We start from the raw sequence: 15,125 nt of genomic DNA on the forward strand, positions 1-15,125 counted from the left end.
GTGGGTCCGCTGACGCGTCCCACTCTTTTTCATTTTTTAGGAGTCTCTCGCCATGATGGTGCTGTATTCAGGAACAACCTGCCCTTTTTCTCATCGTTGCCGTTTTGTCTTGTTTGAGAAGGGCATGGACTTTGAGATCCGTGATGTGGACCTTTACAACAAGCCTGAAGACATCAGTGTGATGAATCCCTATGGGCAAGTCCCCATTTTGGTCGAACGCGATTTGATCTTGTATGAGTCCAACATCATCAATGAATACATTGATGAGCGATTCCCCCATCCACAGTTGATGCCCGGTGACCCCGTTGACCGGGCCCGTGTACGCCTGTTCTTGTTGAATTTTGAGAAAGAGCTTTTCGTGCACGTCAACACCTTGGAGGCTCGCGCTTCCAAGGGCAATGAAAAGGCGTTGGAAAAGGCGCGCGCGCACATCCGTGATCGCCTCACCCAGTTGGCGCCTGTGTTTTTGAAGAACAAGTACATGCTTGGCGAGAACTTCTCGATGTTGGATGTGGCTATCGCCCCCTTGTTGTGGCGTCTTGACTACTACGGTATCGATCTGAGCAAGAATGCGGCTCCTTTGTTGAAGTATGCGGAGCGGATCTTCTCTCGCCCTGCGTACATTGAAGCACTGACTCCATCTGAAAAGGTGATGCGCAAGTAAGCGCTTTGGCTCTTATGATGGACTCCATGGATACCCCTTCGACACGGCCTTATCTCATTCGGGCACTCTATGAGTGGTGCACGGATAACGGCTTTACGCCATTTATCGCGGTCCAAGTCGATGAGACGGTGCGGGTTCCCATGGAGTTCGTCAAAGATGGTGAAATCGTGCTCAATGTCAGCTTTGACGCAACCAGTGCCTTGAAGCTTGGGAATGATTACATTGAGTTCAAGGGTCGGTTTGGGGGCGTTGCGAGGGACATCCTGGTTCCAGTAAATCGGGTTTTGGCCATTTATGCCCGTGAAAATGGGCAAGGTATGGCCTTTCCCGTCAGTTCTGTGATGAGGCAAGAATCACAGTCGAAGCCAGTCGATGCAGAGGGCGAGCGTGTTGCGCCACCTGTACTAGCTTCCGTAGAAGCAGGTATAGCAGAGGATGATGGAACACCCACGCCTCCTAAGCCGGCCTCGCCAGTCGGTCGACCGGCTTTAACGCGAATTAAATAAGCGTAGTTTCCAGAACTTGCTTTTGGCTGAGGTAGAATCCAGCCCGTGCCGGTTTAGCTCAGTTGGTAGAGCAACCGCCTTGTAAGCGGTAGGTCATCAGTTCGAATCCGATAACCGGCACCATTCCTCCTCTCGTTATCTCCCCAGCGATGACGACGACATTTGTACCTTCAAGCGGATTGAGGTAACCTCCCAGCCTTTGGATCGCAGGTGCGCTTGTAATGCAGGCATGAGTTGCCGCAACTTGGCCGCAACCGCATTGTTTTCCAGTATCAGGCACCATACCGTTCCGTCAATCGGCCCGGCCTTGATGCTGCCAAGCAAGGATTTGGGAATCAAGCCTTGGATACTTTTCAGTCGCGCCGATGATTCGTTTGCCAAATCCGCCAAGTGGGCCAGCGTTGGCGATTCATGAGCGGCCTGCAGTGCGGTCACGGAACGATGGTTTCTGATCATGACAGCAATCTAAAAACAAAGGAACGGTTGGATGCAAGTGATTATCACGGATGCGTGGATGGCCAGAACGCGAGCCTTTCACCTGAGCGGCGTCAAGTTGCTGCTGTCGCTATTGCTGCTCTCTCTCTGTTTGATGTTGACTTCGGCGGTACTGTATCACTGGGTGTTCATGAAAGGTGCACGTGAGGGCTGGCCGATTATTGGCTCCTTAGTTCGACTGGTTGTGAAAGATGAATTCGCACAACGGGATCGATACGTGAAGGAGAATATTGAGGTCTTGGCCAAGCGCTTGGGCGAGATGCAGGCAAAAATGCTGCAGTTAGAGTCCCTAGGCGAGCGGGTGTCAGGCTTGGCAGGCATCAACCCCGCCGATATTGCCATCAAGCCGGGTCAAGGTGGTGCTCTTGTCAGTGGCCGCGATCTCACGATCGAAGAGCTGGACGCTACGCTCACAGCGCTCGATGGGCTGGCAAGTCAGCGGACCGATGTTATGACGGTGATTGAGTCCCGACTGTTCGAGCAAAAAATCAAGAAAATGATGGTGCCCACCCAAATTCCTGTGCCCGATGCCAATTTGGGTTCGACATTCGGTTGGCGCATCGATCCCATTACGGGGCGCTCTGCGTTGCATACCGGTTTGGATTTTCCGGCCACCCCTGGAACACCGATCTATGCTGCCGCAGGTGGAATGGTGGTTACCCAAGAGTTCCACCCCCAATACGGGAATATGCTGGAAGTGGATCATGGCAACAACTTGATCACGCGATATGCCCATGCGTCCAAGATCCTGGTCAAAAAGGGTGATCTGATCAAGCGTGGGCAAAGAATCGCTGAAGTAGGCAATACAGGCAGATCAACTGGACCTCATCTCCATTTTGAGGTTCTGGTTCAGGGCGTGCCTCAGGATCCTCAAAAGTTTCTGAGCGCCGGCAAAGGCCTCGCTGCATCGCAAGTTGCCGGTTCGAAGACTGTCGCAACGCAACGCTAAAATGGTGGATTAAGCTCGATTGGAATGAGTGTCTCTGGCAGAGACTTGACTTCCGGAATCGCGCCACCAAATCAAATCGATTAGTAAAAGGACTGCGCTGATTACAAAGCCCATGGTGGGCTTTCGACTCAGGCTTGCATTGATGGCCATTAACATCCTCACCAAAATATTTGGCAGCCGCAACGACCGCTTGCTTAAGCAGTATCGTGCTGTCGTAGCCCGTATCAATGCACTTGAATCGCAGTTTGAAACACTGACCGATGAGGGACTCAGAGTGAAAACTCAGGAGTTCAAAGATCGCGTAGCGAAAGGGGAGACGCTGGATGCGATCCTTCCGGAAGCTTTTGCGGTTGTTCGCGAAGGCTCCAAGCGCATCATGAAAATGCGCCACTTTGATGTCCAGATGCTTGGCGGCATGGCGCTGCATTACGGGAAAATTTCCGAAATGCGTACCGGAGAAGGCAAGACGCTTACAGCGACATTGCCGGTTTATCTGAACGCACTAAGTGGCAAGGGTGTTCACGTTGTTACGGTAAACGACTATCTCGCGAGTCGCGATGCCCGTTGGATGGGGCGTCTGTACAACTTCTTGGGTCTGTCGGTGGGTATCAATTTGCCGCAGGCCCCGCGCGAAGAGAAGCAGCAAGCCTACGCGTCAGACATCACCTACGGTACCAATAACGAATACGGCTTCGACTACCTACGCGACAACATGGTCTATGAAGCGGGTGATCGCGTGCAACGCGGGCTGAACTTCGCGATCGTTGATGAAGTGGACTCCATCCTGATTGATGAGGCGCGCACGCCATTGATCATTAGCGGGCAAGCGGAAGACCACACGGATCTGTACATTGCCATCAACAAGGCGATCCCCCGGTTGGTGAAGCAAGAGGGTGAAGCTGACCCGATCACGGGACAAGGCATTACCAAGCCTGGCGACTTCACTTTGGACGAAAAGAGCCATCAGGTCTTTTTGACTGAGCAAGGTCATGAGGCTGCGGAAGTCATTTTTGCTGAGCTCGGCTTGATTCCAGCCGGGTCTTCGTTATACGACCCCGCGAACATTACGCTGATGCATCACTTGTATGCAGCACTGCGAGCCAATCACCTGTATCACCGTGACCAGCATTACGTAGTGCAAAACGGTGAAATCGTCATTGTGGATGAGTTCACCGGGCGTTTGATGTCCGGCCGGCGTTGGAGCGATGGTTTGCACCAAGCGGTTGAGGCTAAAGAAGGTGTCCAGATCCAGGCAGAAAACCAGACACTGGCTTCCATTACTTTCCAGAATTACTTCCGGCTTTACAACAAGCTGGCCGGTATGACAGGTACAGCTGACACCGAAGCCTATGAATTCCAAGAGATATACGGGCTTGAAACGGTGGTCATTCCACCGAACCGGATCAGCCGTCGTGAAGACCAGTTGGACCGCGTGTACAAAACGACCCGCGAAAAGTACGAAGCTGCAATCAAAGATATCCGGGAATGTTACGAGCGCGGCCAGCCCGTCTTGGTTGGAACTACGTCCATCGAAAACTCAGAAATCATTGCGCAGTTGTTGGAAAAAGAAAAGCTCCCACACCAGGTGCTTAACGCCAAGCAGCATGCTCGTGAGGCCGATATCGTTGCGCAGGCAGGCCGAGCCAAAATGATCACGATTGCCACCAACATGGCAGGTCGGGGCACCGACATTGTGTTGGGCGGCAACATGGACAAGGCCATAGAAGCGGTGGAAGCTGACGAATCTCTCGATGCAGCAGCGAAACAAGCAAAGATTACGGAACTGCGCGCGCAATGGCAGAAGGATCATGAAGCCATCAAGGCACTGGGCGGTCTGCGTATCATTGCGACGGAGCGCCATGAGTCCCGCCGTATTGATAACCAACTGCGTGGCCGCTCCGGGCGTCAGGGAGATCCGGGCTCTTCGCGTTTTTATCTGAGTCTTGACGACTCACTGATGCGTATATTTGCGGGCGATCGCGTCAAGTCCATCATGGACCGATTGAAGATGCCGGAGGGCGAAGCCATTGAGGCTGGTATCGTGACGCGCAGCATTGAAAGCGCCCAGCGCAAGGTTGAGGCGCGCAACTTTGACATGCGCAAACAATTGCTGGAGTACGACGATGTATCCAATGACCAGCGCAAAGTCATTTATCAGCAGCGCAACGCCATTCTGGATGCGCAGGACCTTACTGCTCAAATAGCGGGACTGCGTGAGGGCGCATTTGAAGACATCGTCCGTCAATACGTGCCGGTCGAGTCGGTCGAGGAACAGTGGGACGTTCCTGCACTGCAGAAGGCTTTGGTCGATGATTGGCAGTTGGAGTTGGATCTGCAAAAGCAAGTCACGGACGCCAGCTCCATCACGGATGAAGAAATTGTTGCATCTGTCACCACGGCTGCAAATGCCGCGTTTGATGCAAAAGTTGAGTTGGTCGGAAAAGACAACTTCACCCAGTTCGAACGCATGGTGTTGTTGCAAAGCATTGATACCCATTGGCGTGATCACCTGAGTGCTTTGGATTACTTGCGTCAAGGCATTCACTTGCGTGGTTATGCCCAAAAGCAGCCTAAGCAGGAATACAAGCGCGAGGCTTTCGAGTTGTTCGGGCAGTTGTTGGACTCTGTGAAGAACGACGTCACCAAGATCTTGATGACGGTCAAAATTCAATCCAGCGAACAGTTGGAGCAGGCTGCCGATGCCATTGAGACACGTGGCGAAAGCATTTCGAATGTGACGTACACCGCACCAACTGAAAGTGGTGAGGTAGAGACTACTGTTGACCCCAGCACCGTTCAGGCGTCTGCATCAGATGTGCCGCGGGTCGGACGTAACGATCCTTGCCCATGCGGCAGCGGTAAGAAGTACAAGCAGTGCCACGGCAAACTTATCTGAGGCTCATGTCATGCCAGTAAATCTTCCATTGCCTGTTGCCGCTGACCTTTTGGCAATCCCCGGTGTCCGCATCGGTGTGACTGAGGCCGGTGTCCGCAAAGCAGGCAGAAAGGACCTGACGGTGATGCTGTTGGATGAAGGCTGCAGCGTGGGCGGTGTGTTTACCACCAATCGCTTTTGCGCAGCGCCAGTCCAAGTCTGTCGTGAGCATCTTGGCTTGTCTGCTTCACGTGCTGTCTTGATCAATACCGGAAACGCCAATGCAGGTACCGGTGCAGATGGATTGGCGCGCGCAAAGCAAAGCTGTGTGGCCCTGGCAGCCAAACTCGGCACTCAAGCGGAACAGGTGTTACCGTTTTCGACCGGTGTGATCATGGAGCAGCTTCCGGTAGACCGCATTGTGGCGGGGATGGATGCCGCCATTGCCGACGTTCAGGCTGATCACTGGTTGAAGGCCGCCGAAGGCATCATGACCACGGATACCCAGCCCAAAGCGTTCAGTGCTACTGCGGAAGTGGATGGCCATCAGGTTTCGGTAACTGGCATCAGCAAGGGTGCGGGAATGATCCGTCCCAATATGGCCACTATGTTGGGCTTCATAGCCACCGATGCCTGTATTGATCAGTCGGTGATGAATGCATTGGCACGGGAACTGGCGGAAGGGTCATTCAATCGCGTCACGGTTGATGGCGATACATCGACCAATGACTCTTTGCTCGTCATCGCGACCAACAAGGCAGGGAACACTCCCGTCACTGATTTGAATACGCCCGCCGCCAGCGCGCTGAAAACGGCGCTCCTGGAGGTGGCCCGCAAGTTGGCACAAGCGATTGTGCGAGACGGTGAGGGCGCCACCAAGTTTATTTCCGTACAAGTCGAGGGCGGACGAACAGAGGCCGAATGCCGATTGGCCGCGTATGCGATAGCGCATTCTCCTTTGGTGAAGACCGCGTTCTTTGCCAGTGACCCGAACCTAGGTCGCATCCTTGCGGCAGTGGGCTATGCCGGAATCGAGGATCTGGATCAGGGTCTGATCGAGCTCTTTCTGGATGAAGTTCATGTCGTGACCCGTGGGGGGCGGAACCCGGCGTATCGCGAAGAAGATGGTCAGCGTGTCATGAAGCAGAGCGAAATTACCGTGCGTGTCGGATTGGGCCGGGGCGATGCCGCCCAGACCGTTTGGACCTGTGATTTGAGCCACGATTACGTCACGATCAACGCGGATTACCGGTCTTGACGGGGAGCGCCATGACCGATGCCTTGGAGCGGTTTTTTGCACGTGCTGAGCTCTTTATGGAGCGTGTAGAGGCTTCTTTACCCCACACATTGACAGCGCCGGACTGGACTGCTTCTATCGCGTTTCGATACCGTCGCCGCACTTCTGGCCAAGGCATCATCAGCCCGGTGGCTCACGTGGGCGCCATGAGTCTCGAGTCGCTTCGTGAAATTGACGATCAGAAGGAAAAAATTTATCGCAACACCGCTCAATTTGTCGGCGGTGGCACGGCGAATAATGTGTTGCTCACTGGTGCACGTGGGACCGGAAAATCCTCGTTGATACGTGCTTGCTTGCATACGTTTGCACCAAAAGGCTTGCGACTGATTGAAGTCGACAAAGCGGATTTGATCGACTTGCAGGACATCATTGAGCTCATCGCTTCGCGCCCTGAAAAGTTCATCGTTTTTTGCGATGACCTCAGCTTTGACGACGGCGAACCTGGCTATAAGGCTTTGAAGTCCGTGCTCGATGGATCGGTGGCAGCCTCCACTCCCAATGTGCTTATCTACGCGACCAGTAATCGTCGCCACTTGTTACCTGAATATATGTCTGAAAACCAGACCTATAAGCACACCGAGGACGGTGAAGTGCACCCCGGTGAAAGTGTCGAAGAGAAAATTTCCCTTTCTGAGCGATTCGGTTTGTGGGTCAGCTTCTACCCTTTCAGCCAGGACGAGTATTTGTCTATCGTCGACCTATGGCTGGGAAGCCTGGGTTTCGGTACGGAACAAATTGCCGTTGCGAGGTCTGAAGCATTGCTGTGGGCCTTGGAGCGAGGTGCTCGCAGTGGCCGCGTTGCCTACCAGTTTGCCCGCGACTTTGCGGGCAGAGCCGCCTTGCCATGAGTCAACCTTTGGTGGCTGACCCGCTTTTGGCGCGTGAAGGCGGGGTCAATCGCAAGGTGGTGGAGGTGGCAGTGGGCGTTCTCATGCTGCCCGATGGGGCTTTCCTTTTGACTTCGCGCCCCGAGGGTAAGGCCTATGCAGGTTATTGGGAGTTCCCGGGTGGCAAAGTTGAGTCGGGCGAGTCGATTGAGCAGGCCTTGCGTCGGGAGCTTCAAGAGGAGATAGGGGTCACGATTGCAAGTGCAACTCCCTGGCGCGTGGAGCTGGTGGACTATCCACATGCCTTGGTGCGACTTCACTTTTGCAAAGTGCTCGAATGGAGCGGCGAGCTCGAAATGCGTGAGGGGCAGGCCTATTCCTGGCAACAATTACCCGTGCAGGTCGATCCAGTGTTGCCGGGAACGATCCCCGTATTGGACTGGTTTGCACAGGAGCGTGACTTTGTTGGTGCTACTATTTTTGTAGCTGCCGGCGCGGATTAATCAGGCGCTACGGCCTGATTTATTGCATTTTTGGATCGCCGAAAGCTACGTCTTCCGGGGGGGCTTCCGTAGGTACGCGAAATGCCTCACTAGCCCAAGCGCCCAGATCAAGATTTTTGCAGCGGTCGCTGCAAAAGGGGCGGTATCGGTTGGATGGAGCAAAAACACTGTCTCCGCCACATCGGGGGCACCGGACGATTTTTTCAGTCGCGGCCATCTTCTTTTTTGGTTGAAGCAAGCTCTGCCCTTAAGAGCACAGTGTGAGCTCGAAGGCAGTGTCTTGGCCGCATGCGTGCAAGCGGTCATCCGCGTCGTGTCGCATCAGGCGAATAGACACCATCAGCCTGTTGCCGCTGATTTCAGGAATGACTTGCAGTTCAGGATCGAGTGCCAAACGCAGTAACTGAAACGTACGGCCCTGTGGCAAATTCTGCTGAAACTGTCCGCCCACCGCCATCACTTTCTGGGGTGCACCGGAATCTCTTAGCATCTTGAGCAGAAGGTGAATGGATTCAGCCAACGGAGCCAAGGTGGCTGCCCAGCGCTGGAGATCCTGCTGACGCGACTCCGCACTCCGGTGTTGCCAAGAGTAGTAAGCTGGCAAATCAAATTCGCAGGTGCCTCCGGGTATACCTACCCGGCTTCGGATACTCATTAACCAATCATTTTCGGTCAGCGATTGACCGGCTTTCCCCGTGAGTGCATTCAGCGCACTAAAGCAGCCATCCAACTGGGCAATCACTTTGTCCAAAACTGCCTCGGAAATGGCCGGATTGCCGCGATATCCGTTCAGAGCTTGCTTTTGTTTATCAAGGTCTTTGAGGACGTCGGACTTCAAATCCGCTCGCGCGCCCACATCCATCACTTCAAAAATGGTGGTTAGCGCGTAATGGTGATCTAGGGGCGAAGCGCGGCCCATCAACTCAGCCAAACGGAGAAACAAATGCTCCAAACGCAAATAGGTGCGAATGCGTTCGTTGAAGGGGTATTCGTAGAGGATCACGCTGTTTTTTCCGGACGCCGAATCATAGCCCGAACTGCACACTTATTTGCTGCGTCAGAGTCTCAAGTTGACTTAAAGTGATCCCATCGTTGAAGATCACAAAGTCTGCACCTTTGAGGCGCTTCGTTCGCATTGCCTGAGCCGCCAATACGGCGCGGACCTCGGTTTCAGATAGTCCATTGCGCCGGCGCACGCGATCAATTTGCGTGTTCTCGGTGCAGTCCACTACAACAATCGTGTCGAGGCTTTGGCGCCAATGACTGGACTCCATGAGCAGTGGGATGTCGTACACCACGCAAGGTGCCGAGTTTGCATCTGCTCTCAGTGCCTCCTGCTCAATCGATGCTTTGACCAGTGGGTGAACGATGGCTTCCAAGCGCTTTCGTGCATTCGGGTTCTGGAATGCCAATTCCCGCATTTTTACCCTGTCCAAGGCACCATTGTGACCGATGACCTGCGGGCCAAAAGCTTGAGTCAATTCGGGTATCGCAGCCCCTCCAGTTGAGGTGGTACTGCGCGAAATGGCATCCGCGTCGATGAGGTAAGCGCCGCGTTGGGTCAAAAAGCGAGCGAGGGTACTTTTTCCGCTGCCCATGCCTCCTGTGAGTCCGACGCGTATGCCCTTCGACATGAGCTTATAGATTCACCAAACTGCGTAGGGTCTGCGGACCCAATATCAAAGCGGTAAATCCTGCGCCGGCGAGAAATGGCCCGAAAGGGATGTAACCACCTTCTCGGAGTCCGGAGGTGAACTTCATGGCGATACCCACTATGGCCCCAATGACAGAGGCCATCAAAATCATGGGGATCAGTACTGGCCACCCAAACCAAGCGCCTAGGGCGGCAAAGAGCTTGAAATCTCCATAGCCCATGCCCTCTTTGCCAGTTACCAACTTGAACAACCAATAGATGGACCAAAGGGAGAGATAGCCCGCCACAGCGCCCCACAATGCGGTGCTCAGCCCCACCGGGGTCCACTGTAAGGCTGCCACCACGAGACCGAGCCACAATAAAGGCAAGGTAATGTCATCAGGCAGCAGCGTGGTGTCCCAATCTATCAATGCCAGGGTCACCAGGCAGGCGCTGAAAACGCACCATGCAATCCCCGCGGGGCTGGCTCCCCACTGCCACGCACAAAAGAAAAAAAGCCCGCCTGTCACTGTCTCTACGAACGGATAACGGACGCTGATCGGTTTTTTACATTTGGAACAACTGCCCCGCAGTGCGATGTAACTGATGACCGGGACGTTTTCGTACCAAGCAATCTCGTGCCCACAGTGAGGGCAGCGTGACCGCGGAACCATCAGATTGAATTTATCGACCTGTGGAGCCTCTTTTCCTGAAAGCTCCGCGCACTCTGCAGCCCACTGTCGTTCCATCATCTTTGGCAAACGATGGATTACTACATTCAAAAAGCTGCCGATCAAAAGCCCCAAAACGCCGATAAGGCTTGCGTCCAGCCAATGCACTCCGGACCACATCAAACGACTTGGCCCAGTTTGAAAATAGGCAGGTACATGGAGACCACGATGCCGCCGATGACTGTACCCAAAACCACGATGATGATGGGTTCCATCAGGCTGGAAATACCTGCGACCATGTCATCGACTTCAGCTTCAAAAAAGTCGGCAGCCTTGCCCAGCATGTGATCGATTGAGCCGGACTCCTCACCGATAGCGCACATTTGGAGGACCATTGAAGGAAACAGGTTGGCATTGGTCATCGCTGCAGTGAGGGACGTACCAGTGGAAACTTCCTGTTGAATTTTTTGGGTAGCATATTGGTAAACAATGTTTCCTGACGCACCGCCTACGGAATCTAAAGCTTCAACTAGCGGCACACCGGCGGCGAACATTGTAGATAGTGTCCTTGTCCAGCGGGCCACGCAACTTTTGTCAACCATCACACCAAATACTGGCAACTTCAGCATAAGTCGGTCCATAAAGGCTTGCACCTTCTCGTTACGCCGCCATGCCTGCATGAAGAAGTAAATGCCGCCCCCGATGCCACCGAAGATGAGCCACCAGTAATCAATAAAGATCTCGCTCATCGCAATAACAAATAGTGTGGGCGCGGGTAACTCGCCACCAAACGAGGTGAACACTTGTTTGAACGACGGAATCACAAAGATCATGATCACCGACACCACAACAAAAGCCACCACCAACACGGCAATCGGATACATCAATGCCGATTTGATTTTGGATTTGATGGCTTCAGTCTTCTCCATGTAGACGGCCAATCGGTCCAACAACTGATCCAGAATACCTGCAGATTCACCAGCTTCCACCAGATTGCAATACAGGTTGTCAAAGTACAGTGGGTACTTCCGGAAAGCTGAGCTCAAGGAAGTTCCGGTTTCTACGTCGGAGCGAATGTCACTCAGTAACTTGGTAACACTTGGATTTGGATTACCCCGACCCACGATATCGAACGCTTGCAACAGGGGAACGCCAGCCTTCATCATCGTCGCCAATTGACGAGTGAATATTGCCATATCCTTAGCTTTGATCGATTTACCTGAGCGCATGCGGCGCTTCTTGATTTTGGTGGGTGTAACGCCTTGACGGCGTAGCAAGGATTTGACCTGGTTTTCACCCACGGCACGAGTCTCCCCCCGTACCTGCTTGCCATTCCGGTCTTTGCCTTCCCACTCAAATACTGCGTCTTTGGTCTCCGCAGATTTTGCTGTTGCCATAGTTCCCCCGGGTTATCTTTATTCGTTGGTCACAGCAAGCACTTCTTCCAACGAAGTCAGCCCTTGTTTCACTTTATGGAGGCCAGACTGCCTCAGGGATCGCACGCCCTCCAACTCCGACTGGGCTGCTATATCCATCGCACTTCCATCCCGAAGAATAATTCGCTGGATTTCTTCACTAATAGGCATCACTTGATAAATGCCTACGCGGCCCTTGTAACCGTTGTTGCAAGTTGAGCATCCGACCGCACGGTAGGGCTTCCAGGTTCCGTCCAGCTCAGCTGCCTTGAAACCCGCATCGAGCAACGCTTTTTCAGGCACATCGGCCACCTGCTTGCAGTTCAGGCACAAACGACGCGCCAACCGCTGTGCCGTGATCAGGATGACACTGGAAGCGATGTTGAAGGGCTGTATCCCCATATTGCGCATGCGAGTCAGCGTTGTCGGTGCATCGTTCGTATGCAGTGTTGATAACACCAAGTGACCGGTTTGCGCCGCCTTGATGGAAATATCAGCGGTTTCCAAGTCCCGGATTTCACCCACCATGATGATGTCCGGATCCTGCCGCAGGAAGGACTTCAGTGCAGCCGCAAATGTCAGTCCCGCCTTCTCATTGACGTTGACCTGATTGACGCCTGGTAAATTGATTTCCGAAGGGTCTTCTGCCGTCGCAATATTTACACCAGGCTGATTGAGCATATTCAGGCAGGTGTACAACGACACGGTTTTGCCAGAGCCCGTAGGTCCGGTCACCAAAATCATGCCGTAGGGACGCCCGATCGCCTTGATCAAGCGTTCTTTTTCTTCAATTTCATACCCAAGAGCATCAATGCCCAGCTTGGCGCTGCTGGGGTCAAGGATACGAATCACAATCTTTTCGCCGAACAGGGTGGGTAGGGTGCTAACCCGGAAGTCGATCACCCGGTCCGCACCCACTTTGAGTTTCATCCGGCCGTCCTGGGGCACCCGTTTTTCAGAGATGTCCATGCGGGATATCACCTTGATACGGGAAGCCAGCTTGTCCTTAATGGCTATCGGTGGACTGGCAATTTCGCGCAACTCACCGTCGATCCGGAAGCGCACGCGGTACTGGTGCTCATAGGGCTCAAAGTGCAAGTCCGAGGCACGCATGCTGAATGCATCCATGAGCATTTTGTGCAGGAATCGGACAACAGGGGCGTCTTCCACCTCAGCCGTCGCCGCTTGGGTGGTGTCGGTCGCAGCTTCAGCCGCTGACTCATCGAACTCAAAATCACCCCCGATGATCTCCTCCATCGCCTCGCTGGCCGTCACCGTATTGGCTTCTACGATCTTGGATAGCTTGTCGTACTCTGCGATGACCCAGTCGAATCCCATCTGGGTCGAGAACTTAATTCGTTCCGCTGCCTGTTGGTCTGATGGGTCCGCGGTTGCAATGATCAGACGGTTGCCCCGTTTGCTCAAAACCAGCACTCGGAATTCTGTGCAAATTTTCGCGTCCAAAAGTCCCTTGGGTAGCCTTTGTATGTCCACCGCATCCAAGTCAATAAGCGGTGCGGCAAAAGCATTTGACAAAGTCTGGGCGAGATCAGCAGGCGACACCGCGCCTGAGCCCACCATTTCGGCCATGAAACTATTTTTCCCGGAGACCGCTTTGCGGTAGATGTCTTCCGCCGTCTTCTGGGGAATTTTGCCGGCGGCTACCAGCGCCCGGCCGATGCCCGGCAGGGCGACTGTACTGGGGTCGCGGGTCGTGGTGTCTGCGGATGCCATAAGCCTTCTAGGATAGCCGAAGCCATGTACCTTCAGGGCTCCAGAATCAAGCAGTTACCAATTTTCACAGGCAGAACGTGGTGATTTTCACACCACGGGCTTGCGATTAAGGTTTTTTCAGCGCATCTGGAAATGCAGCGCCAGTAGCGTCTTTGGCTGAAAGTTTGGGCGCAATGGTCAACTCAGGCCAAGCAATGGCCAGCGTGCGGTCGTTCCATGCAATGCAGCGCTCATGTTCCGGGGCATAGTAATCTGTAGTTTTGTACAAGAACTCTGCTGTTTCCGTCAGTACCACGAAGCCGTGCGCCAAGCCCGGCGGCACCCACAGCTGCCGCTTGTTAGTGGCAGACAAGATTTCGCCCACCCACTTGCCGTAGGTAGGGGATTCAGGCCGGATATCCACCGCTACGTCAAACACCTCACCCGATGCCACCCGCACCAACTTGCCTTGGGGCTGCTGTACCTGGTAGTGCAAACCACGCAAAACAGCGTAGCCGGATTTGGAGTGATTGTCCTGCACAAAGGGCAGGGTCACCCCGGTCGCTTCGCGGAACACCCGCTCGTTGAAGCTCTCAAAAAAGAAACCACGTTCATCTCCGAACACTTTGGGTTCAAGGATCAGTACATCCGCAATGGCGGTTCGGGTCACTTGCATCAGAACACCTTTTCTTTTAGCAAGCGAAACAAGTACTGCCCGTAGCCCGTCTTGACCAAGGGCTGTGCCAGGTTTTGCAATTGCGCATCATCAATCCAGCCGCTTCGCCAAGCGATCTCCTCCGGGCAGGCCACTTTCAGACCTTGGCGGTTCTCGATGGTGTGAATGAACTGACTCGCCTCCAGCATGGACTCATGGGTACCGGTGTCCAGCCATGCGTAACCGCGCCCCATAGTTTGTACGTCCAGAGCTCCGCGCTCCAAGTACATCCGGTTCAGGTCGGTGATTTCAAGCTCGCCGCGGGCTGAGGGTTTCACCTGCTTGGCCATCTCCACCACATTCGCGTCGTAAAAGTACAGGCCGGTTACGGCGTAGCGCGACTTGGGTGCTTTGGGTTTCTCCTCGAGGCTAATCGCTTTGCCCTGAGTGTCAAACTCCACCACGCCGTAACGTTCGGGATCGTTGACGGCATAGGCAAACACAGTGGCGCCTGTGGTTTGCGCTGTGGCGCCTCGCAGCAAGCCTGCAAAGTCGTGGCCGTAGAAGATGTTGTCGCCCAGCACCAGCGCGCAGGGCGCGCCGTCCAGAAACCGCTCTCCGATCAAGAAGGCTTGTGCCAAACCATCCGGGGATGGTTGCACCGCGTATTTAATGTGAATGCCCCACTGGCTTCCATTGCCCAGCAGTTGCTCAAAGCGCGGGGTGTCCTGGGGGGTGCTGATCACGAGCACTTCCTTGATGCCTGCCAGCAGCAGCACGCTCAAGGGGTAGTAAATCATGGGCTTGTCGTAGATGGGCAGCAGTTGCTTGCTGACCGCCTGGGTGGCCGGGTACAGGCGGGTGCCTGAACCGCCGGCCAGGATGATGCCTTTGCGTGCTTTTGTGTTTGTAGTCGTCATGT

General features: G+C 54.1%; 16 protein-coding genes and 1 tRNA gene. 8 read left to right on the forward strand and 9 right to left on the reverse strand.

Features of this window, described 5'->3' with window-relative positions; genetic code table 11:
* The first annotated feature begins 52 nt into the window (after window positions 1-52).
* From AEP_RS17190 to AEP_RS17200, 3 genes are all read left to right on the forward strand, one after another.
* On the forward strand, window positions 53-664 hold the full coding sequence (locus AEP_RS17190) for a glutathione S-transferase N-terminal domain-containing protein (protein ID WP_087496521.1): 612 nt from the start codon (window positions 53-55) through the stop codon (window positions 662-664).
* A 17-nt stretch (window positions 665-681) separates the two neighbouring features.
* Window positions 682-1,170, forward strand: coding sequence for a ClpXP protease specificity-enhancing factor (locus tag AEP_RS17195; RefSeq protein ID WP_232460030.1), 489 nt, complete (start codon window positions 682-684; stop codon window positions 1,168-1,170).
* Between the two features lie 47 nt (window positions 1,171-1,217).
* Window positions 1,218-1,293: transfer RNA gene (locus AEP_RS17200), tRNA-Thr, on the forward strand.
* A gap of 12 nt (window positions 1,294-1,305) precedes the next feature.
* Here the strand turns inward: AEP_RS17200 and AEP_RS17205 are convergent.
* A complete protein-coding gene (locus AEP_RS17205) occupies window positions 1,306-1,626 on the reverse strand; it encodes a hypothetical protein (protein ID WP_087496523.1) in 321 nt (106 codons plus the stop codon).
* A 31-nt stretch (window positions 1,627-1,657) separates the two neighbouring features.
* Here AEP_RS17205 and AEP_RS17210 point away from each other — a divergent pair, with 31 nt between their 5' ends.
* The 5 genes from AEP_RS17210 to AEP_RS17230 all read left to right on the forward strand — a co-directional run bounded on the left by AEP_RS17210 (window position 1,658) and on the right by AEP_RS17230 (window position 8,116).
* Window positions 1,658-2,614, forward strand: a complete 957-nt coding sequence (locus tag AEP_RS17210) for a M23 family metallopeptidase (RefSeq protein ID WP_087496524.1) — start codon at window positions 1,658-1,660, stop codon at window positions 2,612-2,614.
* A gap of 142 nt (window positions 2,615-2,756) precedes the next feature.
* Window positions 2,757-5,510: a preprotein translocase subunit SecA gene (gene secA / locus AEP_RS17215; protein ID WP_087497403.1), complete on the forward strand. Its 2,754-nt coding sequence runs from the start codon at window positions 2,757-2,759 to the stop codon at window positions 5,508-5,510.
* A gap of 10 nt (window positions 5,511-5,520) precedes the next feature.
* Window positions 5,521-6,747 (forward strand): bifunctional glutamate N-acetyltransferase/amino-acid acetyltransferase ArgJ, encoded by a 1,227-nt coding sequence (gene argJ / locus AEP_RS17220; RefSeq protein WP_087496525.1) that lies wholly within the window; start codon window positions 5,521-5,523, stop codon window positions 6,745-6,747.
* An 11-nt stretch (window positions 6,748-6,758) separates the two neighbouring features.
* Window positions 6,759-7,634 carry an ATP-binding protein gene (locus tag AEP_RS17225; RefSeq protein WP_087496526.1) on the forward strand — a complete coding sequence of 292 codons (876 nt, stop codon included), beginning with the start codon at window positions 6,759-6,761 and terminating at the stop codon, window positions 7,632-7,634.
* Window positions 7,631-8,116: an NUDIX domain-containing protein gene (locus AEP_RS17230; protein WP_087496527.1), complete on the forward strand. Its 486-nt coding sequence runs from the start codon at window positions 7,631-7,633 to the stop codon at window positions 8,114-8,116. Before AEP_RS17225 ends, AEP_RS17230 begins: the two co-directional genes overlap by 4 nt.
* Before the next feature lie 19 nt (window positions 8,117-8,135).
* Here AEP_RS17230 and AEP_RS17235 read toward each other — a convergent pair whose 3' ends face one another.
* The 8 genes from AEP_RS17235 to rfbA form a co-directional block, all read right to left on the reverse strand.
* Entirely contained in the window at window positions 8,136-8,333 is a 198-nt protein-coding gene (locus tag AEP_RS17235; RefSeq protein WP_087496528.1) for a DNA gyrase inhibitor YacG, read from the reverse strand.
* Window positions 8,334-8,363: 30 nt separating this feature from the next.
* Window positions 8,364-9,119 (reverse strand): cell division protein ZapD, encoded by a 756-nt coding sequence (gene zapD, locus AEP_RS17240; RefSeq protein ID WP_087496529.1) that lies wholly within the window; start codon window positions 9,117-9,119, stop codon window positions 8,364-8,366.
* Window positions 9,120-9,141: 22 nt separating this feature from the next.
* Window positions 9,142-9,750, reverse strand: a complete 609-nt coding sequence (gene coaE / locus AEP_RS17245) for a dephospho-CoA kinase (protein WP_087496530.1) — start codon at window positions 9,748-9,750, stop codon at window positions 9,142-9,144.
* A 4-nt stretch (window positions 9,751-9,754) separates the two neighbouring features.
* Window positions 9,755-10,600: a prepilin peptidase gene (locus AEP_RS17250; protein WP_087496531.1), complete on the reverse strand. Its 846-nt coding sequence runs from the start codon at window positions 10,598-10,600 to the stop codon at window positions 9,755-9,757.
* Window positions 10,600-11,817, reverse strand: coding sequence for a type II secretion system F family protein (locus tag AEP_RS17255; RefSeq protein WP_087496532.1), 1,218 nt, complete (start codon window positions 11,815-11,817; stop codon window positions 10,600-10,602). Before AEP_RS17255 ends, AEP_RS17250 begins: the two co-directional genes overlap by 1 nt.
* A gap of 18 nt (window positions 11,818-11,835) precedes the next feature.
* A complete protein-coding gene (gene pilB / locus AEP_RS17260; RefSeq protein ID WP_087496533.1) occupies window positions 11,836-13,569 on the reverse strand; it encodes a type IV-A pilus assembly ATPase PilB in 1,734 nt (577 codons plus the stop codon).
* A 106-nt stretch (window positions 13,570-13,675) separates the two neighbouring features.
* Window positions 13,676-14,224 carry a dTDP-4-dehydrorhamnose 3,5-epimerase gene (gene rfbC, locus AEP_RS17265; protein ID WP_087496534.1) on the reverse strand — a complete coding sequence of 183 codons (549 nt, stop codon included), beginning with the start codon at window positions 14,222-14,224 and terminating at the stop codon, window positions 13,676-13,678.
* Window positions 14,224-15,123: a glucose-1-phosphate thymidylyltransferase RfbA gene (rfbA, locus tag AEP_RS17270; protein WP_087496535.1), complete on the reverse strand. Its 900-nt coding sequence runs from the start codon at window positions 15,121-15,123 to the stop codon at window positions 14,224-14,226. The genes rfbC and rfbA overlap by 1 nt, the downstream gene beginning before the upstream one ends.
* Window positions 15,124-15,125 lie beyond the last annotated feature (2 nt).

It is taken from the genome of Curvibacter sp. AEP1-3 (assembly GCF_002163715.1).
In the GTDB taxonomy this organism is placed as follows: Bacteria; Pseudomonadota; Gammaproteobacteria; order Burkholderiales; family Burkholderiaceae_C; genus Allorhodoferax.